At 66.6% G+C, this 23,178-nt stretch carries 27 protein-coding genes; 20 read left to right on the forward strand and 7 right to left on the reverse strand.

The window, feature by feature from the left end; genetic code table 11:
- Nucleotides 1–44: 44 nt before the first annotated feature.
- Nucleotides 45–440: a cupin domain-containing protein gene (locus AC4D2O_RS09400; protein WP_490906659.1), complete on the reverse strand. Its 396-nt coding sequence runs from the start codon at nt 438–440 to the stop codon at nt 45–47.
- A gap of 119 nt (nt 441–559) precedes the next feature.
- On the opposite strand from AC4D2O_RS09400, the gene AC4D2O_RS09405 reads away from it, so the two are divergent.
- The 9 genes from AC4D2O_RS09405 (at nt 560) to AC4D2O_RS09445 (ending at nt 9,015) form a co-directional block, all read left to right on the forward strand.
- A complete protein-coding gene (locus tag AC4D2O_RS09405; RefSeq protein WP_490906660.1) occupies nt 560–904 on the forward strand; it encodes a PadR family transcriptional regulator in 345 nt (114 codons plus the stop codon).
- Complete coding sequence (locus AC4D2O_RS09410; protein WP_490906662.1) at nt 901–1,890, forward strand: permease prefix domain 1-containing protein; 990 nt, start codon at nt 901–903, stop codon at nt 1,888–1,890. Before AC4D2O_RS09405 ends, AC4D2O_RS09410 begins: the two co-directional genes overlap by 4 nt.
- Before the next feature lie 50 nt (nt 1,891–1,940).
- Nucleotides 1,941–3,254, forward strand: a complete 1,314-nt coding sequence (locus AC4D2O_RS09415) for a DUF2252 domain-containing protein (RefSeq protein WP_490906663.1) — start codon at nt 1,941–1,943, stop codon at nt 3,252–3,254.
- Nucleotides 3,255–3,393: 139 nt separating this feature from the next.
- Complete coding sequence (gene dnaK / locus AC4D2O_RS09420; protein WP_490906664.1) at nt 3,394–5,265, forward strand: molecular chaperone DnaK; 1,872 nt, start codon at nt 3,394–3,396, stop codon at nt 5,263–5,265.
- 2 nt (nt 5,266–5,267) lie between these two features.
- The gene (locus tag AC4D2O_RS09425; protein WP_490906665.1) at nt 5,268–5,927 is read left to right on the forward strand and encodes a nucleotide exchange factor GrpE; all 660 of its coding nucleotides are present in this window, start codon (nt 5,268–5,270) and stop codon (nt 5,925–5,927) included.
- A gap of 159 nt (nt 5,928–6,086) precedes the next feature.
- On the forward strand, nt 6,087–7,085 hold the full coding sequence (locus AC4D2O_RS09430; protein ID WP_490906666.1) for a DnaJ C-terminal domain-containing protein: 999 nt from the start codon (nt 6,087–6,089) through the stop codon (nt 7,083–7,085).
- A 50-nt stretch (nt 7,086–7,135) separates the two neighbouring features.
- A complete protein-coding gene (locus AC4D2O_RS09435) occupies nt 7,136–7,564 on the forward strand; it encodes a heat shock protein transcriptional repressor HspR (protein ID WP_490906667.1) in 429 nt (142 codons plus the stop codon).
- Between the two features lie 131 nt (nt 7,565–7,695).
- Nucleotides 7,696–8,262: a hypothetical protein gene (locus AC4D2O_RS09440; RefSeq protein ID WP_490906668.1), complete on the forward strand. Its 567-nt coding sequence runs from the start codon at nt 7,696–7,698 to the stop codon at nt 8,260–8,262.
- A 51-nt stretch (nt 8,263–8,313) separates the two neighbouring features.
- Nucleotides 8,314–9,015, forward strand: coding sequence for a PspA/IM30 family protein (locus AC4D2O_RS09445; protein WP_490906669.1), 702 nt, complete (start codon nt 8,314–8,316; stop codon nt 9,013–9,015).
- On the opposite strand, the gene AC4D2O_RS09450 is transcribed toward AC4D2O_RS09445, so the two are convergent.
- Entirely contained in the window at nt 8,972–9,550 is a 579-nt protein-coding gene (locus AC4D2O_RS09450; protein ID WP_490906670.1) for a DUF5655 domain-containing protein, read from the reverse strand. The two genes, AC4D2O_RS09445 and AC4D2O_RS09450, sit on opposite strands and share 44 nt — an antisense overlap.
- A gap of 88 nt (nt 9,551–9,638) precedes the next feature.
- Here AC4D2O_RS09450 and AC4D2O_RS09455 point away from each other — a divergent pair, with 88 nt between their 5' ends.
- The 4 genes from AC4D2O_RS09455 to ppk2 all read left to right on the forward strand — a co-directional run bounded on the left by AC4D2O_RS09455 (nt 9,639) and on the right by ppk2 (nt 13,852).
- Entirely contained in the window at nt 9,639–10,322 is a 684-nt protein-coding gene (locus AC4D2O_RS09455) for an SDR family NAD(P)-dependent oxidoreductase (RefSeq protein ID WP_490906672.1), read from the forward strand.
- 62 nt (nt 10,323–10,384) lie between these two features.
- Entirely contained in the window at nt 10,385–11,986 is a 1,602-nt protein-coding gene (locus tag AC4D2O_RS09460) for a YcaO-like family protein (protein ID WP_490906673.1), read from the forward strand.
- The gene (locus tag AC4D2O_RS09465; protein ID WP_490906674.1) at nt 11,986–12,819 is read left to right on the forward strand and encodes a polysaccharide deacetylase family protein; all 834 of its coding nucleotides are present in this window, start codon (nt 11,986–11,988) and stop codon (nt 12,817–12,819) included. Before AC4D2O_RS09460 ends, AC4D2O_RS09465 begins: the two co-directional genes overlap by 1 nt.
- Nucleotides 12,820–12,970: 151 nt before the next feature.
- Nucleotides 12,971–13,852 (forward strand): polyphosphate kinase 2, encoded by an 882-nt coding sequence (gene ppk2, locus AC4D2O_RS09470; RefSeq protein ID WP_490906675.1) that lies wholly within the window; start codon nt 12,971–12,973, stop codon nt 13,850–13,852.
- A gap of 1,143 nt (nt 13,853–14,995) precedes the next feature.
- On the opposite strand, the gene AC4D2O_RS09475 is transcribed toward ppk2, so the two are convergent.
- Nucleotides 14,996–15,424, reverse strand: coding sequence for a rhodanese-like domain-containing protein (locus tag AC4D2O_RS09475; protein WP_490906676.1), 429 nt, complete (start codon nt 15,422–15,424; stop codon nt 14,996–14,998).
- 93 nt (nt 15,425–15,517) lie between these two features.
- Between AC4D2O_RS09475 and AC4D2O_RS09480 the strand changes: the two genes are divergently transcribed.
- From AC4D2O_RS09480 to AC4D2O_RS09490, 3 genes are all read left to right on the forward strand, one after another.
- Nucleotides 15,518–15,976, forward strand: a complete 459-nt coding sequence (locus AC4D2O_RS09480) for an Lrp/AsnC family transcriptional regulator (RefSeq protein WP_490906677.1) — start codon at nt 15,518–15,520, stop codon at nt 15,974–15,976.
- Nucleotides 15,977–16,156: 180 nt separating this feature from the next.
- A complete protein-coding gene (locus tag AC4D2O_RS09485; RefSeq protein ID WP_490906678.1) occupies nt 16,157–17,050 on the forward strand; it encodes an NmrA family NAD(P)-binding protein in 894 nt (297 codons plus the stop codon).
- Nucleotides 17,051–17,135: 85 nt separating this feature from the next.
- Nucleotides 17,136–17,414: a putative quinol monooxygenase gene (locus AC4D2O_RS09490; RefSeq protein WP_490906680.1), complete on the forward strand. Its 279-nt coding sequence runs from the start codon at nt 17,136–17,138 to the stop codon at nt 17,412–17,414.
- A gap of 247 nt (nt 17,415–17,661) precedes the next feature.
- Here AC4D2O_RS09490 and AC4D2O_RS09495 read toward each other — a convergent pair whose 3' ends face one another.
- Nucleotides 17,662–18,231 (reverse strand): hypothetical protein, encoded by a 570-nt coding sequence (locus AC4D2O_RS09495; RefSeq protein ID WP_490906683.1) that lies wholly within the window; start codon nt 18,229–18,231, stop codon nt 17,662–17,664.
- Between the two features lie 82 nt (nt 18,232–18,313).
- Here AC4D2O_RS09495 and AC4D2O_RS09500 point away from each other — a divergent pair, with 82 nt between their 5' ends.
- Nucleotides 18,314–18,913, forward strand: a complete 600-nt coding sequence (locus AC4D2O_RS09500) for a hypothetical protein (RefSeq protein WP_490906685.1) — start codon at nt 18,314–18,316, stop codon at nt 18,911–18,913.
- A gap of 322 nt (nt 18,914–19,235) precedes the next feature.
- Nucleotides 19,236–19,568 carry a hypothetical protein gene (locus tag AC4D2O_RS09505; RefSeq protein WP_490906688.1) on the forward strand — a complete coding sequence of 111 codons (333 nt, stop codon included), beginning with the start codon at nt 19,236–19,238 and terminating at the stop codon, nt 19,566–19,568.
- A gap of 115 nt (nt 19,569–19,683) precedes the next feature.
- On the opposite strand, the gene AC4D2O_RS09510 is transcribed toward AC4D2O_RS09505, so the two are convergent.
- Nucleotides 19,684–20,241, reverse strand: coding sequence for an ArsR/SmtB family transcription factor (locus tag AC4D2O_RS09510; protein ID WP_490906689.1), 558 nt, complete (start codon nt 20,239–20,241; stop codon nt 19,684–19,686).
- 74 nt (nt 20,242–20,315) lie between these two features.
- On the opposite strand from AC4D2O_RS09510, the gene AC4D2O_RS09515 reads away from it, so the two are divergent.
- Nucleotides 20,316–20,672, forward strand: a complete 357-nt coding sequence (locus AC4D2O_RS09515; protein WP_490906692.1) for an MFS transporter — start codon at nt 20,316–20,318, stop codon at nt 20,670–20,672.
- A complete protein-coding gene (locus AC4D2O_RS09520) occupies nt 20,672–21,565 on the forward strand; it encodes an MFS transporter (protein WP_490906694.1) in 894 nt (297 codons plus the stop codon). Before AC4D2O_RS09515 ends, AC4D2O_RS09520 begins: the two co-directional genes overlap by 1 nt.
- A gap of 485 nt (nt 21,566–22,050) precedes the next feature.
- Here AC4D2O_RS09520 and AC4D2O_RS09525 read toward each other — a convergent pair whose 3' ends face one another.
- A complete protein-coding gene (locus AC4D2O_RS09525; RefSeq protein ID WP_490906697.1) occupies nt 22,051–22,611 on the reverse strand; it encodes a GNAT family N-acetyltransferase in 561 nt (186 codons plus the stop codon).
- Between the two features lie 127 nt (nt 22,612–22,738).
- Nucleotides 22,739–22,927 (reverse strand): hypothetical protein, encoded by a 189-nt coding sequence (locus AC4D2O_RS09530; protein ID WP_490906699.1) that lies wholly within the window; start codon nt 22,925–22,927, stop codon nt 22,739–22,741.
- Between the last annotated feature and the right edge of the window lie 251 nt (nt 22,928–23,178).

A 23,178-nucleotide genomic window follows, 5' to 3' on the forward strand; every position in this document is an offset into this window, starting at 1 on the left:
ACAGTATGTCACCCGGCGCCCCGGTCGTGGCGGCGGATTCGCGGTTAGGCGGGCTCGCCGTCGTCCTTCCACTCCTGGATGATGCGGGGTGAGGCGTGGATGCACATCATCCGCAGCGGGCCGTCGCCGTCGTTCGTGAAGCCGTGCCAGACGCGGGCCGGCGCCACGACGGTGTCACCCGCCGTCCCCTCGAGAACCGCGGTGCCGACGGTGAAGCGCACGTTCCCGTCGAGAACCAGCCACGTCTCGGTGTACGGGTGGCGATGGAGGGCCACGGTGTCGCCCGGGTCATTGTCCACCGAGAAGTAGGAGATGGCGGAGCCGAAGGGCCCGCCGTCGAAGCGGCGCGTCCTGCTGCCCGGAAGGGCCAGTTCCTCGCGGGGGATGGCCCGCGCCGGCGGGGGAGATCCGCCGGTCGGCGTTGTGGTCCGGGGGTCCATGGCTGCCTCCTGGTTCGATGCGACGACGGGTAGACGCTGCGGGCGGGCCGATCTCATCGCAGCCCGCTACACCGTTGTGCCCGTTGCTATAGTGTGTGTCGCACACTATAGTTTCACGCATGGCAAACAACGACGAGCTGATTGCCGGACACCTGCAGGAACTGCGGCGCGGGACGGTCGTCCTCGCATGCCTCACCCGGCTGCGCACCCCCGACTACGGGTACGCGCTCCTCGAAGCGCTCGACGGCCTGGGCATCCAGGTCGACGCGAACACGCTCTACCCCCTCCTGCGGCGCCTCGAGAAGCAGGGCCTGCTGACGAGTGAGTGGAACACTGCCGAGTCCCGTCCGCGGAAGTTCTACCGGACGAGCCCGGCCGGCGACGACCTCGCCACCACCCTCACGGCCGACTGGGATCGGCTGACGACCTCGCTCCATCGCCTCGCCGAAGGGGAAGTGCCATGACCACGCTGACCGATCGCTATGTGTGGGCCGCCATGCGGACCGTCCCGGAGTCCCAGCGCTCCGGCCTCGACCCCGAGATCAGGGAGATGATCGGCGACGCCGTCGACGCCCGCCTCGCCTCCGGCGAGGACCCTGCCGCCGCGGAGCGCTCGGCACTGGTCCAGCTGGGGGACCCGGAGCGTCTCGCGGCGGACTACGTGGATCGGCCCCTCACGCTCATCGGACCGCGCTACTACCTCGACTGGCTGCGGCTCCTCAAGACGCTCGTCGCCATCGTGGTCCCCATCACCGCCGTCGCAGTGCTGGTGGTGCAGCTCCTCACCTCGGGCAGCATCGGGGGAGCGATCGGCAGCGCGGTGTCGACGGCGATCAGCACGACCGTGCACATCGGTTTCTGGACCACACTGCTCTTCGTGGTCCTCGAACGCAGCGGTGCCGCCGACACCGGCATGGAATGGACGGTCGAGCGCCTTCCCGAGCTGCCGGACCGCACGCGCGACGGGCGCCTGGCCGAGCTCGTCGCCTCCCTCGTCTTCCTCGCGCTCTTCGCCGGGGCGATCCTGTGGCAGCAGGTCCGGTCCGTCGCCCGTGCGGACGACGGCAGCGCGATCCCGCTGCTCGACCCCGGCCTGTGGTCCTTCTGGCTCCCGTGGTTCCTGGCGCTGATCGTCCTCGAGGCCGGGTTCGCCGTCTGGCTGTACCTGCGGGGCTGGTCCTGGCGCGCGGCCGTCGTGAACGTCCTTCTCAATCTCGCCTTCGCGGTCCCGGCGATCCTCCTGTGGTCCGAAGGGCGACTGCTCAACCCGGACTTCGTCGACGCCGTCGGCTGGGGTCCGGCGGTTGCGACCGGCGGCGGCTGGACCGTCACCGCCATCGTCACGGCCGTGACGGTGCTGATCGCGGCCTGGGACGTGGTGGACGGCTTCCTGAAGGCACGCCGGGCCTCCGTCGCGGCACCGCTGCATCCGGTCCCGGCCCTGCGCTGAGGCGGTCGGGGTGCCCGGAGCTGTCCAGAGGGAAGGCGTACCGTGGGCGGATGGCAGCCACCGATTCCCGTCAGCAGCACATCGTCCGGACCCTCGTCGAGGCACATCAGGACCTGATGGTCGCCGACCCCCTCGCCTTCCGTGCACGATTCCGGAAGATGGCTGCGGATCCCTACGCCTTCTACCGCGGCAGTGCGTCCCTGTTCTACACCGACATGGCCGAGCTCGAGGACGACTGGGCGGACGAGCGCACGAGCCGGGTGTGGATCCACGGCGACCTGCACGCCGAGAACTTCGGTACCTACATGAGCAACCAGGGCCGGCTCACGTTCGACGTCAACGATTTCGACGAGGCGTACGTGGGCCACTTCTCCTGGGACCTGCGCCGGTTCGTCGCCTCGCTGACCCTGCTGTGCTGGCAGAAGGCCCTGCCGTCACAGGCGGTCCGCGAGCTGGCGCGCACGTACCTCGAGGCCTACCTCGGGCGGGTCGGGGACTACGTGGAGGACGAGCAGTCGGCCTTCGCCTTCGGCCTCGACAACACGGACGGCGCCATCCACCGCGTGCTGCAGCAGGCCCGCGCCGCACGGCGGACGCGCCTGCTCGACTCCCTGACGCAGATCGAGGACTACGAGCGCCGGTTCCGCGACGACGGCTCCATCCGACCCCTCGACGAGGACGAGTACGCGGAGGTGTCCGACGCCTTCGGGCGCTACCTCGGCACGATCCCCGACGGCGAGCGCTCCCGCCGCCGCGTCTTCTACCGGGTCAAGGGGATCGTCGGGAAGAAGGGCTTCGGGATCGGCAGCGCAGGGCTGCCCACGTACAACGTGCTCATCGAGGGCTTCGACGAGGCGCAGGAGAACGACATCATCCTCACCCTCAAGCAGTCGAACATCGCCGCACCCAGCCGCATCGTGGAGGACGAACGCGTCCGTGGCTTCTTCGACGACGACGGACACCGCGCCGTCGTCAGCCAGCGCTCGCTGCAGACCCACACCGACCCGTTCCTCGGCTACACCTCGATCCGCGGCGTCTCCTACGTGGTGTCGGAGCTCTCCCCGTACAAGCGCGATCTCTCCTGGGAGGACCTCACCGAGCCTGAGCAGATGGCCCCCGTGCTCGAGGCCCTCGGCCAGGCCACGGCGAAGATCCACTGCTCCACGGACGAGGACAGCGACCACGACCTCGTGCCGTTCCGCACGGAGACCGCCATCCTCGCCGCCGTCGGGAACTCCCGTGACGGGTTCATCGAGGACATCGTGGGGTTCGGCGAGGCCTACGCGGAGACTGTGCGGCAGGATCACGCCCTCTTCGTCGACGCCTTCCGGGAGGGCCTCATCACTGCCGTCCCCGCTACCTGAGGAGCAGGGGTTGAGTCAAGGGGACTCAACTTCATTTTGCTCCTCGACGCGGCGCGACTATACTTGAGTGCAGAACGCTCAATCCACGCGCCCGGCGGATGAGCGCCTCGCAAATCCCGGGCAGTCGAAAGGAAATTGCATGTCACGTGCAGTAGGTATTGACCTCGGAACCACCAACTCGGTCGTCTCGGTCCTCGAAGGCGGCGAGCCCACCGTCATCGCGAACGCCGAGGGCGCACGCACCACGCCGTCGATCGTCGCTTTCTCCAAGTCCGGTGAGGTCCTGGTCGGCGAGATCGCCAAGCGCCAGGCCGTCAACAACATCGACCGCACCATCGCCTCGGTCAAGCGCCACATGGGCACCGACTGGAACGTCGGCATCGACGGCAAGAAGTACACGCCGCAGGAGATCTCCGCGCGCATCCTCCAGAAGCTGAAGACCGACGCGGAGAGCTACCTCGGCGAGAAGGTCACCGACGCCGTCATCACGGTGCCCGCCTACTTCAACGACGCCGAGCGCCAGGCCACCAAGGAGGCCGGCGAGATCGCAGGCCTGAAGGTGCTGCGCATCGTCAACGAGCCCACTGCGGCGGCCCTCGCCTACGGCCTCGACAAGGGCAAGGAGGACGAGCTCATCCTCGTGTTCGACCTCGGTGGCGGAACGTTCGACGTCTCCCTGCTCGAGGTGGGCAAGGACGAGGATGCGTTCTCCACCATCCAGGTCCGCTCCACCTCCGGTGACAACCGCCTCGGCGGCGACGACTGGGACCAGCGCGTGGTCGACTACCTGCTCTCGCAGGCCAAGGCCAAGGGTGCGGACCTCTCGAAGGACAAGATCGCCCTGCAGCGCCTGAAGGAAGCCGCGGAGCAGGCCAAGAAGGAACTGTCCTCGGCGACGTCCACCAACATCTCGCTCCAGTACCTCTCGGTCACCGCGGACGGCCCCGTCCACCTGGACGAGCACCTGTCCCGTGCCAAGTTCCAGGACCTCACGAAGGACCTCCTGGACCGTACCAAGAAGCCGTTCCAGGACGTCATCGCCGAGGCCGGAATCAAGGTCAGCGACATCGACCACATCGTCCTGGTCGGCGGTTCCACGCGCATGCCCGCTGTCGTCGAACTCGTCAGGGAACTCGCCGGCGGCAAGGAGCCCAACAAGGGCGTCAACCCGGACGAGGTCGTGGCGGTCGGCGCCGCACTGCAGGCCGGTGTGCTGAAGGGTGAGCGCAAGGACGTGCTGCTCATCGACGTCACGCCGCTGTCCCTCGGGATCGAGACCAAGGGCGGCATGATGACCAAGCTCATCGAGCGCAACACGGCCATCCCGACCAAGCGCAGCGAGACCTTCACCACCGCGGACGACAACCAGCCGTCCGTGGCCATCCAGGTCTTCCAGGGTGAGCGCGAGTTCACCCGTGACAACAAGCCGCTGGGCACCTTCGAGCTGACCGGCATCGCGCCGGCTCCGCGCGGCGTCCCGCAGGTCGAGGTCACCTTCGACATCGACGCCAACGGCATCGTGCACGTGTCCGCCAAGGACAAGGGCACGGGCACGGAGCAGTCGATGACCATCACCGGTGGATCGTCCCTCTCCAAGGAGGACATCGACCGCATGGTGCGCGAGGCCGAGGAGCACGCGGCGGAGGACAAGCAGCGTCGCGAGGCCGCCGATACGCGCAACGGTGCCGAGCAGCTCGCCTACTCGGTGGACAAGCTCATCGCCGACAACTCGGACAAGCTGCCCGAGGACGTCCGGACCGAGGTCCAGGCCGACGTCGACGCCCTGAAGAAGGCGCTCGAGTCGCAGGACAACGACGCCGAGGTGAAGACGGCCTTCGAGAAGCTGCAGGCCTCCCAGTCCAGGCTCGGCGAAGCGATCTACGCCTCCGCCCAGCAGGACGCGGGCGCCGCAGGCAGCGCGCCCGCCGACGACCAGCCTGCCGCCGCAGGTGCCGACGAGGACATCGTCGACGCCGAAGTGGTCGACGACGACATCAACGAGAAGAAGTAGCCATGCCGCACCACGGAAACGAAGAAGAGCACGCGTCAGAGCCGGTGAGCTTCCGCGACAACCGGAAGATCGACCCTGAGACCGGCGAAGTCCGTGGGCAGCAGAACGACGCCGGCGCTCCGGCCGCGGAGGAATCCACGGCCGGAGAGCAGGCCGCACCTGCCGGTGACGCCTCCGAGGGGGACGCCCTGGCCCAGGCCGAGGCGATCCTGAACGAGGCCGGCGCCGAGGGGGACAACCCGGCGGTGGACGTCGTCGCTGAACTGCGCAACGACCTGCTCCGCCTCCAGGCCGAGTACGTCAACTACCGGCGCCGCGTGGAGCGCGACCGCGATGTCGCCCGCGATCAGGCGGTCATCGGCGTCATCAACACGCTGATGCCCGTCCTCGACGACATCGACGCCGCACGCCAGCACGGCGATCTCGCCGAGGGGCCCTTCGCGGCCATCGCGGGCAAGCTCGAGAACGCCCTCAGGACGTACGAGCTCACCCGCATCGACGAGGTCGGCGTCGCCTTCGACCCGAACATCCACGAAGCGCTCATGCAGCAGCCGAGTGCGGACGTCCAGGCCGACAGTGTCAGCCAGATCCTCCGCGTGGGCTACCGCAAGGGCGAGCGCGTCCTCCGGGCCGCGCAGGTCATCGTGGCGGTTCCGGAGTAGTCAGCACCATGAGCGCCGGGACAGTCCCCGAACGGCGGCAACGAAATTCCTGCGGGCCTGGCGGCCCTTGGAATATTGAAGCCGCCTTCCTCGGGGACTGCCCCGGCTTCCGCCGCTTACGCACCTCTCTATCGAAAGAACGACGAAAGGAGACGCCCATTGGCTAGTCAGGATTGGGTCGACAAGGATTTCTACAAGATCCTCGGTGTCTCCAAGGACGCTTCCGACACCGACATCAAGAAGGCCTACCGGAAACTCGCCCGCAAGTACCACCCCGACCAGAACCAGGGTGATGCCGCGTCGGAGAAGACGTTCAAGGACGTCTCGGAGGCCTACTCGGTGCTGTCCGACGACGAACAGCGCCAGCAGTACGACGCCATCCGTGCGATGGGCGGTGGAGCACGGTTCTCGGCCGGCGGCGCCGGTGGCGGAGCCGGCGGCAGCGCGGGCTTCGAGGACATCTTCGGGAACCTCTTCGGCCAGGGCGCCGGCACGGGCACACGCCAGCGCACCGGCTTCTCGAACAGCAACCTGCCCCCCGAGTTCGCCGACCTGTTCGGCGGCGGTGTGGGCGGCAACGGCTTCCCCGGCGGCTTCCAGTCCACGCGTCCGCAGAAGGGCGCCGACCGGACGGCCAGCACGACCATCTCCTTCGCCGGATCGATCAACGGCACCACCATCGGCCTGCGCGAACCCTCGGGAGAGCAGATCGACGTGCGCATCCCCGCGGGCATCCGGGACGGGCAGAAGGTCCGCGTGAAGGGCAAGGGGCAGCCGGGCCAGGCCGGTCCGGGAGACCTCATGGTCACCGTCTCGGTGAAGGACCACCCGCTGTTCAAACGCGACGGCGACAACATCCGTGTGCACGTGCCCGTCAGCTTCCCCGAGGCGGCGCTCGGCGCCCAGATCGAGGTTCCGACGCTCACGGGCGAACTGGTGAAGATGAAGGTGCCCGCCGGCACGCCGTCGGGCCGAACCCTTCGGCTCAAGGGCCGGGGTGTGAAGACGTCCAAGGGCACGGGCGACCTGCTCGTGATCGTCGACGTCGTCGTCCCGCAGAACCTGTCCAAGGAGGCCGAAGCCGCGGTGGAAACGTTCCGCGACGCCACGAAGGACGCCGACCCGCGCGCCGGGCTCGCCGCGAAGGCGCGCCTGTAACAGTACGCTCGAGCAACCGCCGGAGCACCGGTGATGGAAGGAGGCCAGCCATGGACTACACGATGCCCATCTATGTCATCTCGGTGGCCGCCGAGCTCGCCGACATGCACCCGCAGACGCTGCGCCAGTACGACCGGCTCGGTCTCGTCACTCCCAGCCGGGCACCCGGCCGGGCGAGGCGCTACTCGCAGAAGGATGTCGGCACGCTGCGCGAGATCCAGAAGCTCTCCCAGGAGGGCGTGTCCCTCGAGGGCATCCGCCGCATCCTCCAGCTCGAGAATCAGGTGGCGGCCCTGCAGGCGCGCGTGACGGAGCTGTCCTCCGAACTGGCCTCCCGCCGGATCCACGCCGATTCCAGCCGCGTGTTCGCCGCCGGCCTCGCGGGCGACGTCGTCACGCTGGCCCGCGGCCAGCGTCCCCGCCCCCGCAGCCAGGCGCTGGTCGTCTGGCGCCCCGACACCGAGCGCACCGCGAACTAGCCGCTGCTGCCTGATGCGACCGCTGTCGTACCCGGAGGTGCTCCCCGGAGGTCTTCGCCACCGGGTGCCGGTGGAATTTGTCAGGGAGCGCGGGCAGACTTGGAAGATGGAACCCTTCCCGAAGGCACGTCATGTTTGAACTGTTCGTCGAGGCCCTCGCGATCGGGGCCGGCGTGCTCGCCGTCCTCGGCGCGGGTACGGGCATGGCAGGGTGGCTCGTGGTGCGCAAGGTGAGGCGATCGCACATCATCGAGCGCACCAGGGACCGCGGCATGCTGGCCGCCCGCGCCTATGCGCCGGACAAGCTGACGCGGGAGCCCGCGCGGTTGATCGGCGACCTGAAGCGTTCCTCCCGCGCCACCCACCTCGCGCTTGCGGAGGCCGCGGCGCAGGGACGCCCCGTCGGCGACCTGCCCCGCGCCGCGGCCGAGATCGACCAGGCCGCGGCCTCGCTCGGGACCATGCTGCGCGCGGCAGACCGCGAGCCGAACCGCGCCCTGAAGCAGGAGTGGACCACCGACCTCGCAGCGCAGGCCCGGGCGCTCGACGAGCTCTCGGCGGATCTGCGCCGGTGTCTGCTGCAGACCTCCCGGTCCATCGACACCCTCCAGCTCGACCAGGCCACGAACCGTCTGCGCACCGAGATCTCCGCCATGGCCACCTGGCGGGACAGCTACGGGAACCGGCAGGCCTGGTGACCGGTTGGACCAGGTAGACGCACTCCACTCACCGACCCGGGGGTCCCCACCGTGACGATCAAACGCCGTATCACGCGCATCGTGCAGGCCAACCGTTACGCCGCGGCCGAGTCGAAGGAGGACCCGCGGGCGCAGGCGCAGGCCGCGCAGCAGACCCAGCGGGCACTGCTCGACCAGGCGCGGCGCGGCGCGGCGGATGTCGCGGCGCACCACCACCGCGTGGGCCTCGCCGCGAACGAGGCCGCCGACTACGTGAACCGGGTCGAGGCCGCAGCGGCCGCCGCGGTGCAGCGGGGGGACGACGACGCCGCCCGGGCCGCCATCCGTGAGTCGATGACCGCACGGCGCCGCCTCGAGACTCTCACCCGGCAGTTGCGCGAGGCGGAGCAGCAGGCCCGCCGGCTCCACGACGACGTGCGACGGCTCGAGCAGCGCGTACAGCAGAACGCGATGGAGTACGACGCCATGCTGGCGCGTCGGGCTGCTGCGCAGGCCGCCATCGGCGTCCATGACGCGCTGGCCTCGTCGAGCCGCGAGGCGGCGGCGATCGAGGCCGCGCGCCGCAACGCGGAACTCGAGGTACGGCGCTTCGAAGCGCAGGCGCAGGCCCGCGAGGAACTGTCGTGGACGGATCCGTCCTCGCCGCGCCTGCAGCAGGCGTTCGAGGAGCTCGAGGCGGAGGCGGCCGCCCAGCAGGAACTCGAGGAGCTCAAGCGGAGGAACGACCGAGGCTATCCTCCCGTGCAGCGCTGAGCGCCCGCAGGAGGGCGTCGTCGACGTCGTCCACGTGCCGCAGGCGGATGCGCCAGGCGAACGGCTCCGTGGTGCGGACCGGTTCGAGGCCGGGCAGGTCCGGCACCGCCAGCCGGAAGAACACGTCCACCGCGGTTCTGGTGCTCGGTGTGAGCTGCGCGAACTTCCGGCGAGGCGTCTGGAGGGAGACGTAGGTCTTGCGCATCTGGATGGTGACCTCCGGGGTCTCCGTGGCCCAGAGCAGGATCCTGTCGGCGAGCGGCCTGAGAGCCGGTCGGTCGGCGTACTGGGCGGCGTAGAGCTCGTCGGCGGAGAGCCGGAAGAACTCGGGGAGCCCGAAGACCTCCCAGTCGATGCTCATCAGGTTGTACCCGGTGATTCCCTGGTCCTTCAGCCAGCGGGACAGCTCCTCGCGGGTGCTGATCCCCGCCGAGCGGGCATCAGCAGCCCAGTCCGCCGGGGTCCGGCCCGTGGTGCGGAGCAGCCGCGCCGCATTCGTCCCGACCATGGCCTGCCAGCTCCGCATCTCACTCATGCCCACACTGTAACGGGACCGGCAGGGCTCGGAACCGTTCCGGGGCACACCCCCTGGGGGTGCCGGAGGGCGTTGCTACACTCGGCGCATGACCGAGCTGAGCGGTGCCCATGTCCTCGTCGTCGGCGCCACCGGGGTCCTCGGTGCCGAACTGTCACGGCAGCTCGCGGCGGAGGGCGCCCAGCTCACCCTGTCCGGCCGGTCCGAGGACAAACTAGCGGGCCTCGCGGAGGAACTCGGCGATGCCGTCGTCGCTCACGCCGCAGCGGATCTAGGCAGGCCCACGGGACCGGCAGACATCGCCGCCGCCGTCTACGGGCGACCCCTCGACGGCCTGGTGTTCGCCTCCGGTGTCGTGGCCTTCGGTCCTGCCGTCGAGGTGGACGACGACACCCTCGACGAGCTCGTGCTCGTCAACCTCCTCGGCTACATGCGGCTCATCCGCGCGGTCGCCCCCTCGCTCGGAAAGGGCTCGTTCATCGCGCAGATCAGCGCCGTCGTGGCCGAGAGCCCCACGGCGGGCATGGCCGCGTACTCGGCCACCAAGGCCGGGCTGAGCGCCTACGGGAAGGCGCTGACACTGGAACTGCGTCGGCAGGGAGTCCGGGTGCTCGACGCGCGTCCACCACACACCGAGACCGGACTCGCCACGCGGCCCATCGCCGGCGAGGCACCGCGGCTGCCGCAGGGCAAGGACCCGGTGGACGTCGCAGGGCGCATCGTCGCCGCTATCCGCGACGGCGAGCGGGACCTGCCCTCCACGGAGTTCTAGCACCGGCAGACGTCGGATCCCGGCCTCCTGCGCCCGCCAGGGGTGTGTGCTCTACTGGGGGCATGATGCACAGGAGCACCGGTTCGCCGTCGACGGCCGGATCGCTCACGGCGGCCGCGGAGGCGTACGAGGCCGCGCTGCCGGGATTGCGCGCACAGTTCGCCATCGACGGCCTCGACCGTTCGGGTGTCCCGACGTGGGCCACATGGTGGCGGAGCGGGCACTCGGGTGCCGGGATGGGTGGCGTCGGCTACGGCCCCTCGGCGGCACAGGCGCGCGTCGGCGCCCTGGGTGAGACCGTCGAGAGCGTCTTCTCCCACCTGGCGTTCGCGCGCCTCGAACGGACCACCGGGTCCTACACCGATCTACGGTCGCGGCTCGGCGTGGAGCGGGTCGCCGATCCGAGGACGCTCGGGCTGCCGGCGGGCTCCGCCTACCGCGACGACATGGCACTGACCTGGGTGCCGATGCGGCGCGCCCGCTCCGTCCCGGCCGGGGACCGCCCCGGCCGGGACGGCAGCACCGGCAGCACCGGCAGCACCGGCAGCACCGGCAGCATCGGCCCGCCGACCCTCGAACTCGACGGGGAGACGGTGCTCGTGCCGGTGGACCTCGTGGCGAGCAGCCCCTCCGAGCTGGGCCACCACGACACGGGGGAGCGGCTCCTGATGCCCGTGGCGAACGGCATGGGCGCGGGGACGAGCCTGCGGCAGGCCGTCCTCCACGGCGTCCTCGAGATCCTCCAGCGCGACGGCAACGGCCTCTCCTTCCGGGCTCTCGACCGCGGCGCCGTCGTCGAACTGGGACCGGACGACGGCGACCGCGAGACGCGCGAGGCGCTCGATGCCCTGCGCGCCGCCGGGGTCGACGTCATCGTGAAGATCGCCTCGATGGACCGCGGGGTGCCGAACGTGTACGTGGTGGGGCACGCGCCCGGGGACGATCTCGTCGTCGCCACGGCCTGCGGCGAGGCGGCACACCCCGACCGCGACGTCGCGCTCCGGAAGGCGGTCCTCGAGTTCGCGTCCGCCCGGGCCCGCAAGGCGTTCATGCACGGCCCACTGACCGCGGTCCGTGAAGTCGCGCCGCAGGACTACCTCGGCGATGCGCTGTCGGTCGTCGACCCGGCCGCCGAGGAGCCGCGCGTCCTGGATGCGACGGTGACCTGGCTGACCGTCGGCGCGGAGCAGGACGCGGTGGTGCGGGCCCGCCTCGATGCCACGATCTTCTCCCGCCGGTCGGTCGTCCGGTTCGGTGACCTGCCGACCGATCCGACGGCGGACCCGTCGGTGATCCTCGCCGGGTACGGCCTCGAGATCCTCGTGGCCGACCTGACCCCGCCGGAGGGGCGCGGGGACGGCGCGGCCCGCGCGGTGAAGGTCGTGGTGCCCGGCACCGAGGTGGAGACGGTGGCCTACGGCCGGATCGGTGAGGCCGGCGTCCGCAGACTGGTCGAGGACGGCCGGGACGATCTCGCGCGCGTGGGCGGGCGGCCCGACGGCGACGGGTGGCGTGAGGTCATCCTGACGCCCGACGCCGTGGAACGGCTCGGCGGTCCGGCCTGGTTCGACCGCGATGCCGTCGAGGCGACGGCCGACGGATTGCTGCCGATCTACCGGGAACCCGGCCGGCATGCCGCCCGACGCGCCCTCGGTGAGCGTTGATGCCCCCGGCGGGATCCGGCGGACCGGTCGACGCCGGCGGGAAGGCCGACGAGCTCGAGACCTACATCCTCGACCAGGGCGAGCGACCCGGGGGAACCCCGGTGGTACTGCTCGACGACGCCGCCGTCGCGGCCGGTGCTGATCCGTCCGCGCTGATCCCGGCCATCCTCGATCCGTTGCCCGAGGTGCTCCGGCGGCCCGCTCCGTTCAGCTACGAGGCCTACGTCCTGCAGAGCGTCCTCGGGGAACTGCTGCTCGGGAGTGTCGGCGCCGGGTGGTCCCGGGACGAGCTGTCGGCCATCCCGCGCCTGACCCTGAACTTCCACGACGTCGCGCAGGACCACCGCGAGGCCGTCCACGAGCGCCTGCACAAGCTCGCGAGCCTGCGGAACCTCCTGCAGGACGGGGGGCCCGCGGAATCGCCCCCGCGGGTCATGGTCCTCCTGTTCGACGGGTACAGGGACGCCGCGGAGATGGTCGTCCCGATCTGCGAACGGCTCGCGCTGCCCGTCCTGGTCCTGCCCATCGCCCTCGAAGTGGAGGACGATCGTGCCGGGACGCTGAGCGACGACGAGCTGAGCGCCCTGGCGCAACGGCACGAGCTCGGCTTCCACACGCTCACCCACCGCATGGCGGACGAGATCACGCCCACCTCGGCGACCGCCGAGGTGACCGACGTCGTGCACCGGCTCACCGGTATGGCCGGCCGCGCTCCCCGCGTGGGCGCGTGGTGCGGGGGAGCACGCTTCGACGAGCGCCTGCTCGGGAATCAGCGCCTGCGCGAGCTAGGGGTCACCGGACTCATCTCCAACTGGTCCTGGGAGACCATCTAGGCGGACACTGTTCGAACCAGCCGTGCTGAGCTACTGACCGCTTCACCAGCTCGCACTGGCAACCAAGTCACGTCGGTCGTCCCGCCAGGCCATGAGTACTACGAGTGGAAACACCTCCTGAATTGCTCAGGTCTGGGGCAGGATATGAGGTGTGGTCAAGAAAACGCCCGACGAGGCGAGCCCCCAGGTCCTATCCAAGAAGGAGTACGCAAAGGAACTGCTGCGATTGCAGGAGGAACTGGTCGCCTTGCAGGAGTGGGTGCGCACAACCGGGACGCGGCTGGTCGTTATTTTCGAAGGGCGCGACACAGCCGGTAAGGGCGGAACCATCCAACGCATCAGCGGTGCGCTCAACCCGCGCTCGTGCCGGGTTGTCGCACTCCCGGCGCCGACGGAGCGCGAACGATCACAGTGGTACTTCCAGCGTTACATCGCCCATCTACCGGCGGCCGGGGAAATGGTGCTGTTCGACCGGTCCTGGTACAACCGCGCTGGCGTGGAGCGGGTGATGGGGTTTTGCACCGACAAACAGTATGCCGACTTCGTCGACACGGTGCCCATGCTCGAGGATGCGCTAATCTCCGATGGAATCGTGCTGGTGAAGTACTGGTTGAGCCTCTCCGATTCCGAACAACGCCGTCGATTTCAGGCCCGCATCGACAATCCGGCCAAGCGTTGGAAGCTGAGCCCGATGGACCTCGAGGCACAGGCCCGGTGGGTTGACTACGCCGAGGCAAAGGACAAGATGTTCGAGTTCAGTGACACCGAGCGCAACCCGTGGTGGGTGGTGGACGCCGACAACAAGAAGGAAGCGCGGCTCAACCTGATGGCCCATCTGTTGTCGCTGCTGCCTTATGAGCAACCTGAGTTGCCGGACATCGAGTTGCCCGAGCGCCAGAACCGGGCTTATGAGCGGCCGCCGTTGGACCGCCAGCGGTTCGTACGCCAGCGCTACGAGATCGAGAAGTCGGAAAAAGCATCGAAGGGCAAGAAAAAGGATTCTGCCCAGCAAAAGTCTCGACAAGGGGACTGAATCTACGGGCATCTTCGAGCGAGTGCTCGCATCCCTGAGTACGAAGGGAGATGACTGTACTCGGGGCTTCCTACGACGCAGCGGCCGATCGCACAGCACAAGCGGAATTTGGTTGCGCTCCACCCGTGGCGCTGGTCGTGGCCGGAAGAATGTTCCTGCACTGCGACGATCTCGTCTCCTCCTGGGATGCGTCGGTTCTCCTCGAAGTTCCTTTCGATGAGACCGAGGGACGAATGGCGATCCTGCAGCGTGCAGACAGGCCGGGTCATTCGTACGCAGCAGGGACGGTTCGCTACCGCACAAGGGCGCCGGCTCGGTATCCCGGAGCACCTCTTGGAGGAGTACCTTCATGACAGCACAACGACCACGCGCAGGACGATGTTGTCGGGCGTGGGCGAGAACATCCGCTTCACGCTTCCCGCCGCATGGAGTGACCACCCGGGATAGGCCACCGTGCTGGTAGGAGTCAAAGAACGCAACCTCATGCACGACTCCGCAAGGCTCACGGCCTCAGCGCTTCCGGGCAGCGTCCTGCAGACAGCGGGAAGCGCAGCTCACGACATTCCGTTGAGTCGACCCGCAACCTTCGCGGCCACGTTAAACCGCCATCGCATCAGCCGTCGAGTGCAACATGACAGAGGCAGCAGGTCTACCTCGACGGTCCTCCGCCGGTCATTCTGCTTGCCGGCTCGATTGCGTTAGGACTCGGTGTTGCCGCACTCGCTCTGCTGGTGCTGGCATGGATCATCCGTAGGACCACACACGACGCATCACGACCCCGAGCTGAATTGCCTTGTCCGCTGAGGGATCGCTGAGCAGCGGCTGCATGGGGCAGGATGGGCGCGATGATTATTGAACTGCGGCCTTGGACGTTCGGGGATGCTCCCACCTTTTCCGTCTCGAGCTAGGTCATCGGGTCAATAATCCAGCGTCCTGCACAGTAGCTACCCGGGCCGGGTTCATCGTCGAAGGAATTGAGCGCCAGAAGCTGCAGTACGGACCCGAACGATTCGATGTGGAGACGCACGCCCGACTCCAGGCCGACCCACGGCCGGACATGGCACCCATCCCGACCGTCCGCTGACCGATCGGCCTGCGGGCGGCCTAGCATGCTTGGTACTCGAGCGCCCGATATCGCGTTCGTCATGCCGGGGCGTGGACGGGTGCTGTCAGGGGATCGGGTGAACGACGCCCGCGCCCTTCATCACTCACCGTGGCGAGACCCTCGCGGGACCAGTACTCGAAACCACCGATCAGCTCGCGCACATTCATATAGCCCATCGACACCAGAATCGATGCGCCGCGGGTGCTGCCGTTGCAGCCTGGTCCCCAGCAGTAGACAACGATCGCAGCATCCAGGGCGGGGGCGACATCAGCGATGCGTGCTTCGAGCTCTGCGTTCGTAATGTGGGCGGCGCCCGGGATACGGCCCTGCCTCCACGAAGCGGTCGAGCGAGTATCGATCACGATCGGACCAGGACCAGACGCACGCTCAGCAGCGAGATCCGCAGGGTCAGTTTCATAGGCGAGCTTCGCAGCGAAGAAGTCAGCGGCGGAAAGAGAAGTAGACATGTATCTATCGAATCTCTTCTCACGCTTCCTTGGAACTGCACATCAACCGTGTAGAAGTGCTCACAGGGATGATCCCGCGGTAGATTCACCGTTATGCCATCGAACCCACGGCTGGACCTTGATGCAACTGATGAGGCGATCATCCATCATCTGCAGCAGGACGGACGGACAAGTGTTGCGCAACTCGCTCGAGCCATCAACCTCTCGCCGAGCGCGACCAGCGATCGTCTCCGACGCCTCACCGATGGCGGGGTTGTCACTGGGTACTCGATCACGGTGGATCCTGAAGCTCTCGGGTACGCCGTAACGGCGTTCGTGCGACTGGCCTACCCCACCGGCAACTACAAGCCGTTCCACGACCTCGTCGACTCGATGCCCGAGATCATCGAAGCACACCACGTCACCGGGGCGGACTGCTTCATCATCAAGGTCCTGGCCCGCTCGATGCGCGACCTCGAACGCATCACTGGTCGCCTCGCTACCCTCGGTGGAATCACGACCAGCGTGGTCTACTCAAGCCCTATTCCCGCACGACATATAACTCCTGCCTGACATGGGAAGCACCGTCCCTTCGCGCGTCCTTGTGTCGATTTCGTCAGGCGAGTCCGTGGAGGGATCCTTGAACGGATGTGAGGGGCCGCCGGCCTTCGATGTCCTGCTGGAGTGGCGAGACGTATACCCATCCTCGCTCCTGGTCCTTCTTCGAAAATCGGCAGACAAAGAGATATCCGCATGGCAGGCGACGTAATTCTGGTAACCGGTGCAACGGGAAATGTCGGCAGAGTAGTCGTCACAGAACTGTTGGCGGCCGGGTCACGCGTTCGTGCAGCCGGGCGCACCTCGGAGTCCGTGACCCGGATGTTCGGCGACAGGGTCGAGGCTGTTGCCCTTGACTTCACCGACGACAGCACCTGGGTTGCTACGTTCGATGGGGTCCGGCGGATGTTCCTCATGCGCCCACCACATCTGGGCAGACCGAAAACACAGATCATTCCGGCACTTGAATACGCACGCAGCCACGGCGTCGGGCACATTGTGTTCCTCTCCCTTCAAGGGGCCGAGAAGAACAAAGTCGTCCCCCACGCCGCCATCGAAGCGTGGCTGCGCGGGTCCGGCCTGGCATGGACGTTCGTGAGGGCCTCGTTCTTCCATCAGAACCTCTCAACAACGCACCTGACCGACATCCGGGACCGCGACGAGATTCTGGTCCCGGCCGGGCGTGGTGCCACAGCTTTCGTCGACGCCATGGATGTCGGGGCTGTGGCCTCAGCAGCCCTGCTGGACCCCGCCGGACACGGGGACATCGCCTGGACCGTCACCGGTGGCGAAGCCCTGACCTATGAGCAGATCGCCGCAATTCTCACACATGAGCTCGGCCGTTCCATCCGCTACACCCGTCCGGGAGTCTTCTACTACCTCTGGCACGCACACAGAGTCCTGGGCATGCCGTGGGGCATGGCCGTCGTTACAGCAGCCATTTACACCGCAGCCCGGCTCGGCCTCGCCGGCGGACTGACAGATACGGTCCACCAAGTTCTGGGACGGGAACCTCTCAGCTTTGCTGGCTTCGCCCGACGGGAACGCGATACATGGAACCCCAACACGCCCGAAGAGCAGTCCGCATGAAAATTGCACTACTCGGGGCCACCGCATGCACCAATGCCTTGATCCTGACCCAAGCACTCTCCGAGGCCACCACCTCACCGCCTCCATGAGCAACGTCTTCTTGAGTGGTCAACTCGTCTGCAGCGACCGACACCAGGCGGCGGTAGTCGCAGAGCTCCTTCCGCTCCACATCGAGCTGACGCGCGCTGAACAAGGGTGCCTTTCCTTCGAGGTGAATCTCACCCAGGACACGCTGGTGTGGGAGGTCGACGAACACTTTCGGGACGCGGCATCGTTCCGGGCACACCAGCAGCGAGTCGCTGAGAGTGAATGGGGTAGGGCAACCGCGAGTATCGCCCGACAGTACGAGATCAAGGGCATCTAGTTCAGCACAACTCATCGCCGGGCTCTGACTCCCAGCATCTCGACGTAGCCCGTACGTGGGTCCGGGTGCGTACGCAGTGGAGGACCAACGACGTGTAGAACCCCGGTGACGATCCGTTCGAATGCTTGGCATGGTGATTCCAACGCTTGTGCCCTTGTCCGAGTGGCTGCGTCTTCCCTAAGTTGGGGTGATGATGTTCCTTGTGTCCGGTGCAAGCGGGATGGGGAAGTCCACCGTGGGGGTGTTCCTAGCTGCGGCTCTTTCCTCGGACTTCGCCTGCATCGAGCTCGAGGATGTTCTTCCCTCGCCACCGGATCCTGATAAGGCATACAGGCAACAAGCAGCACGCCAAGCCGTGATCCTCGCAGTCGAGCTCCAGGCACAGGGCAAGCACCTTGTCCTCGCCAGCGACCCCGTCGCAGCCGGTGAACTCCTCGCCGTACCGGAAGCTGACGGTCTCGAGGGTATCGCTGTCTGCGTGCTCGACGCCGATGAGCGGACTCAAAGAGAGCGTCTGAGGGTTCGCGCTGAGACTGACGAGGCGCTGGGTCATCATGTGGCATTCGCGCGGTGGATGCGCGCCCATGCACAAGACCCCCAGCACATGCAGCACGTCCTGACGGACGGAGGCCTCGAGTCGATGCGCTGGGACCGGTGGACGCAGCTGCAAACCGGAGACCCTTCGTGGGCAATGCGCGTCCTGGACACTACCGACCTCTGCCCAGCCGCTGTCGGCTCCGCCGTCGTTACCTGGATCGATGACGTCGAAGCCGGTCGAGCCCCTGTCTTCGCAGGCACCCAACGACTTCCAACCCATGCATCATCGGGGATTCTTTAGCGGACTCCCTGAACTTCCACTGCGATTCGTTGTCTTGCTGCCAGTGACGGAGGATGGCTTCATGATGAGCGCAGCGAATGTTGAAGGTCTCCCGGTCCGAGTCGGCGGGCAGTCACGAGCCGCGATCATCGACGCGCTGAGGAATGCTGATGTGCATCTCAATGTCCACGCCGAAACGCTGCTCGCTCACCCCGTGTTCGAGGACTCGACGGAACAAACGCTGCACATCGTGGAGCGAACCGTAGAGCAACTCGGATTCGAGCAAGGCGCCGTTCAGTCTCAGGTCTTCGTGGCTGCAAGGAATCAGGGCCTCGAACTCTGTCCCTTGGTGACCGGCCCTTACCTCCGATTGGCGATGATGGACCAGGCGGACGCGCCGGACTCGGTCCTCTCTCAGGGCCGCGGCCCAAGCGGAGCGATTCACATTGCGTCCGAGCCCGTGAGCGAAGATCTGGAGTACCCCAAGGGGTTCTACCTTCGTGTTGTGGAAGGACAGGTTTGGCTGCGCGGTTATCGCTGCGATGACGAGTACGTGTGGGCTCCGGGCCAACGGCTCGCGTTCCTATCACCCCAGCCTTCGAAGCCAGGGCCATTCATGTCGATGGAGCCGGGCATGTGGATGTCGACGACAAAGCTTTCGCGATCATTGCAGCGCAGATGAACCCACGCGTCCCGTGGTGGACCGATCCAGTGTGATTCCGCTGGCCATTCGCTCAGCTCCTCGGGCGTAAGACCCCACGAGAGCCAGGGCTTTCACTCTGCCTTCCTGCTCTGCTCATGCAGCAACTTCGCCAATGATCTGACGAGCAGCTCGCCGGCGTCCCTTCAGTCTCGATGTCATGGAGGGATGCCACCCGTTGAGAAGTCACCGCATCACCGTGGGAGGATCCTTTACCGGACGCTGCCCGCATTCTTGTCCGCAGGTCATTTCGCAGTAGGTTCTAGGTGAGCCCGCCGGGTGCGGCGAACGCAAGGGAAGCCTCATGAGAAAAGCCGCTACCGCGAAGCCCTCTGCCGCGAAGCCCGCTGCCGTAACAGTGACGATCCTGTTTGCCGGCCTCCTAGGAGCCTGGTTCTGGGTCAAGATCCAACAGGGTGTCGCGCTCGGGGTCGCCTCCGACGCCCAAACCTTCAGGGTTGCCGCTGCAGCTCTCCTCTTCGCCCCCTTCCTTGTCCTCATCTACCTGTGTGTGAAACCTCAGACAGTGCTCAAAAACCGTTCCTCGCAGGGAAGCCTTCTTTTCGCAGGCGTCGGGTTCATCTGGCTCCTCTGTGCCCTGTTTCTGTCCCTCTTCGTTGGACTCGCCCCGTTCTAGAAGGGAGCCTCGAACGAAGGGCGGCGCGAGCGACGATCCCTCGAGGACAACAATCCATTACCGGACACCTTGAGGTGAATAATTCCGCCGGTTCGTTGTTGAAGGGATCGACGTCCTAGTCCGGTGTCCGGTGAAGGACGAAGATCCCCCCGTACGCGGGCTGGTCGGCTCGTTGCCTGTCGCTGTCCGTGTATTCGCTCAGTACGGCGTGGACGCGTGTGATGAGGTCCTCGGCGTCTTCCGCAGAGAGGTGCAGAACGAAGCGCGAGAGGCTCGCCAGCGCGTCCGGGCCCGCTTCGGTCAGTTCCTCCCGGAAAGCCTCGATCGGCGCAAGGGGGCCGTCAGGTCCGGCGTCGCTGAGGGCGGTATCCAGATGCCAGGACCGCCCCGTGGAGCGGTACGGTTTTTCAAGTGCGCCGCTGCTTCCGGTGCGGACCTCGGCCGCTTCGAGGAACCCGGTCGAGAGTAGTTGCCGCACGTGATAGAGCACCGTTCCTGGATCCTGGCCCAGCTGATCGGCGAGCTGCTTGTTGGTCAGTTCGTGAAGTCCGCACAGGCGCAGGATTCTCAGGCGCAGCGGATGGGCCAGAGCCTTGATCTCCCGGGCAGTTGCGGCAGGCTTCCTGATTCCGCCCGACTGCCCATCTGCTTCTAGCGGTCCCGTGGTGGTCATGAGCTCATCCTACAGCCTGATGTAGTGCTCTCCATCGCCTTGAACTTCGTAAATCCCTGTGGAATGGTCCACCTATGACTCCTCATGCAGTGCAGGCGAACAAGATGGGCCGGGCGCCGCTAGGTGCCTCCTACTGGAAGCTGTGGGCCTCCTCGGGGCTGTCCAACCTCGCCGATGGAGTCTTCAAGATCGCGCTCCCGCTGCTGGCCATCCAGCTCACCCAATCGCCTGTCCTGATTGCCGGGCTCAGTGTCGCGGCGACACTTCCCTGGCTTCTATTCACCTTGACCGCCGGAGCGCTGGCCGACCGGCTGGACCGGCGCAGGCTGATGGTGTGGGCCAACCTTGGCCGGGCCGTACTGCCTGGGCTGCTGGTGGGAGCCATTCTGCTCGACGGGGGTCCCTCTGGGCTCTTTACGTCGTCGCGCTGATGGTGGGCGTGGCCGAAACGCTTTATGACACCTCCGCCCAGGCGATCATGCCTCAGGTGGTGCACAAGGATCAGCTCTCGCGCGCCAACGGCCGGCTCTACGGCGTCGAGCTCCTCACCAACCAGTTCATCGGGCCGCCACTGGGCGGGCTGCTGGTGGCACTCGGCGTAGTTGCCGGCTTCGCCGTGCCGGCGGCACTATGGCTTGTCGCCGCCGGGGGCCTTCTCCTGATCCGAGGATCTTTCCGCACCGAGCGTGAGCACAAGACCACACTGAGGTTCGACATCGGCGAAGGCCTGCGATTCCTCCGGAACCACAGGATCCTTCGCACCCTCGCGGTGATGACCGGAGTGTTCAACTTCGCCTCCAGCGCCGCTTTCGCCGTCCTGGTACTGTTCGCCGTCGGCCCCGCTTCACCGATGAGGCTGTCCGCAACGGGCTTCGGCCTGCTCTTGACCACCTCGGCTCTGGGCGCGTTCGCCGGCTCGATCATCGCCGAACGCGTGGAGGCCAGGCTCGGCAGGTCGGCATCTCTGACCCTGACGATCTTCGGGGCCGCCTTGTTCGCCGGTGCGCCCGCCATCACCGACAACGCCTACGTCCTTGGACCGATCTTCTTCGTCGGAGGCATGCTGATCGTGCTGTGGAATGTCATCACCGTGTCCCTGCGCCAACGCATCACGCCCAACCGCCTGCTCGGAAGAATCAACAGCGCCTACCGCCTGCTGGCCTGGGGCACCATGCCGCTAGGAGCCGCAGCCGGCGGCCTGCTGGCCCAATGGGTCGGCCTTCAAGCCATGTTCGCCATCATGGGAATGCTGACCCTGGCACTGCTGGGATTGATGCCCATCCTGACGAGCAAGGCAATCACCGCCGCCGAGATCCAGCCATGAGCCGACACGGATCTTTCCCGACCACCCTCTGGAATGTCGGATTCCGCAGTCCGCCACGGAGCTCACCCGTACGCCACCGGAAGTTTGCACCTCATACGTGCGTTAGGTCGTCGCGGGGGAGGCGTTGAGCCAAGTACGGCCTGCCCAACGATCTCCGTACACAAGGGGGTCCTCGACGCACCTAAATCGCAGCTAAGGGATGAGCAGGCGTTCGATAGCAGCGACGACGTCAGCGGGGGAGAGCATCGACGAGTCGATGGACAAATGTGCAGGTATACCCGGGAGACGCTCGATGAAAGGTGCATGCGCTGCATGATGGAACTCAGGATCGCGCGACCTTCCCCTCGTTTCGTCGGCTTGAGCGCAGTGAAGGGTCACAGCGACGGGCGCGTGCACGACCACCTACTCTGCCTTACGCCGAGGAAATTGGGACGTGTACGAAAGGGGCTCCTTAGTCGTGACGCCGAGTACAGTGCGAGCGGCGCTCAGGTCGTAATCCAGTAGCGGAGCTTATTCGCGGTAGAACCATCGACTGCCCTCGGCGCCTCGAAGACTCCTCCACACCGTTCGATAGTTGTCTTCGACCCCAGGTTGTCCGCGTCGCAGGTAACCAGGACGTGATCAATCCCAAGTCGCTTCGCTTCGACGAGGGCAAGTTTCAACATCTCTTGGGCATAACCACGCCGCCTGAACTGAGGGCGAACGGCGTACCCGATATGCCCGCCGACGGTCCGCAACACAGGATTGAGCTTGTGCCGGATCGATACCCGCCCCACGAGGTCTCCGTCGACCTCCGCGATGAAAAAGGTGGCAGGAACGTACTCCTCGGGAAGATTCTGGCCTTGTCGTGTGTCCTCGACCTTCTCGAGATACTCCGCCCAGTCAATACCGTCGTCGTAGCTGAAGAGGAAATCGAACTGTTCAGCGGCCAGTTCCTTGTGGGCGAGTAGTGCCTGGTCCTTATCGGACTCGGAAAGGAGACGTAGTTTCATGGGCTGTTCTACCGTCACGGCGCTGATACCGAACTCATCCTGGTGCATCGCCATGCAACTGACACTACTGCGCACTCCTGCCCGTAAGCCGGTCCGTCAGCGGGTGCTTTCTCGGGCGGGCCGAATGCGGCTGGGGCATCATCGAAGGGAACCAACGCGAGTTCCTTGCTGCTTTCCGTGGTCAGAACACCCGGCTGTGGCGGCTTTCCATTACTGGGGGCGTGAACCGGGTGTCTTCCAGGTCGCCGCCGTCGGGATGCCACCTGCGGCTGGTGTAGAAGCCGATGGCGCGATCGACGCTTCTATGTCTGTCAAGCGGCTGGAATCGGGTGCTGGCGTGGACCAGTGGAGAGACGGCTTTGGTGACCACCCAGCTTCTCCTCCTCCGACGCTTCTATGTCTGTCAAGCGGCCGGAAACGGGCGCGGGCGCGTACCAAGTTGTTTTGCCGGTGAGTGGGCGGCATAGGTGACCCTCTCTCCCACCGTTGTTTCGGCTGCTGGCGAAGCTTGCGGAGCTGAGGCCGACGGAGGCCCGTCTACCGGCAGGGCAAGGGGAGGGAAATTACCGGAGGGAAATCAGCGGCGAAGGAGCGCCGCAGGGAAATTCGCTCACCGCAGGC

The sequence above is a fragment of the Arthrobacter sp. TJ-238 genome (assembly GCF_058269215.1).

Excerpts from the sequence above, each read along its gene's own strand:
- AC4D2O_RS09400 (WP_490906659.1), bottom strand. The coding sequence starts at position 440 with ATGGACCCCCGGACCACAACGCCGACCGGCGGATCTCCCCCGCCGGCG.
- AC4D2O_RS09405 (WP_490906660.1), top strand. The coding sequence starts at position 560 with ATGGCAAACAACGACGAGCTGATTGCCGGACACCTGCAGGAACTGCGG.
- AC4D2O_RS09410 (WP_490906662.1), top strand. The coding sequence starts at position 901 with ATGACCACGCTGACCGATCGCTATGTGTGGGCCGCCATGCGGACCGTC.
- AC4D2O_RS09415 (WP_490906663.1), top strand. The coding sequence starts at position 1,941 with ATGGCAGCCACCGATTCCCGTCAGCAGCACATCGTCCGGACCCTCGTC.
- dnaK (WP_490906664.1), top strand. The coding sequence starts at position 3,394 with ATGTCACGTGCAGTAGGTATTGACCTCGGAACCACCAACTCGGTCGTC.
- AC4D2O_RS09425 (WP_490906665.1), top strand. The coding sequence starts at position 5,268 with ATGCCGCACCACGGAAACGAAGAAGAGCACGCGTCAGAGCCGGTGAGC.
- AC4D2O_RS09435 (WP_490906667.1), top strand. The coding sequence starts at position 7,136 with ATGGACTACACGATGCCCATCTATGTCATCTCGGTGGCCGCCGAGCTC.
- AC4D2O_RS09440 (WP_490906668.1), top strand. The coding sequence starts at position 7,696 with ATGTTTGAACTGTTCGTCGAGGCCCTCGCGATCGGGGCCGGCGTGCTC.
- AC4D2O_RS09450 (WP_490906670.1), bottom strand. The coding sequence starts at position 9,550 with ATGAGTGAGATGCGGAGCTGGCAGGCCATGGTCGGGACGAATGCGGCG.
- AC4D2O_RS09455 (WP_490906672.1), top strand. The coding sequence starts at position 9,639 with ATGACCGAGCTGAGCGGTGCCCATGTCCTCGTCGTCGGCGCCACCGGG.
- AC4D2O_RS09460 (WP_490906673.1), top strand. The coding sequence starts at position 10,385 with ATGATGCACAGGAGCACCGGTTCGCCGTCGACGGCCGGATCGCTCACG.
- AC4D2O_RS09465 (WP_490906674.1), top strand. The coding sequence starts at position 11,986 with ATGCCCCCGGCGGGATCCGGCGGACCGGTCGACGCCGGCGGGAAGGCC.
- AC4D2O_RS09475 (WP_490906676.1), bottom strand. The coding sequence starts at position 15,424 with ATGTCTACTTCTCTTTCCGCCGCTGACTTCTTCGCTGCGAAGCTCGCC.
- AC4D2O_RS09480 (WP_490906677.1), top strand. The coding sequence starts at position 15,518 with ATGCCATCGAACCCACGGCTGGACCTTGATGCAACTGATGAGGCGATC.
- AC4D2O_RS09485 (WP_490906678.1), top strand. The coding sequence starts at position 16,157 with ATGGCAGGCGACGTAATTCTGGTAACCGGTGCAACGGGAAATGTCGGC.
- AC4D2O_RS09490 (WP_490906680.1), top strand. The coding sequence starts at position 17,136 with ATGAGCAACGTCTTCTTGAGTGGTCAACTCGTCTGCAGCGACCGACAC.
- AC4D2O_RS09495 (WP_490906683.1), bottom strand. The coding sequence starts at position 18,231 with ATGGGTTGGAAGTCGTTGGGTGCCTGCGAAGACAGGGGCTCGACCGGC.
- AC4D2O_RS09500 (WP_490906685.1), top strand. The coding sequence starts at position 18,314 with ATGATGAGCGCAGCGAATGTTGAAGGTCTCCCGGTCCGAGTCGGCGGG.
- AC4D2O_RS09505 (WP_490906688.1), top strand. The coding sequence starts at position 19,236 with ATGAGAAAAGCCGCTACCGCGAAGCCCTCTGCCGCGAAGCCCGCTGCC.
- AC4D2O_RS09510 (WP_490906689.1), bottom strand. The coding sequence starts at position 20,241 with ATGACCACCACGGGACCGCTAGAAGCAGATGGGCAGTCGGGCGGAATC.
- AC4D2O_RS09515 (WP_490906692.1), top strand. The coding sequence starts at position 20,316 with ATGACTCCTCATGCAGTGCAGGCGAACAAGATGGGCCGGGCGCCGCTA.
- AC4D2O_RS09520 (WP_490906694.1), top strand. The coding sequence starts at position 20,672 with ATGGTGGGCGTGGCCGAAACGCTTTATGACACCTCCGCCCAGGCGATC.
- AC4D2O_RS09525 (WP_490906697.1), bottom strand. The coding sequence starts at position 22,611 with ATGGCGATGCACCAGGATGAGTTCGGTATCAGCGCCGTGACGGTAGAA.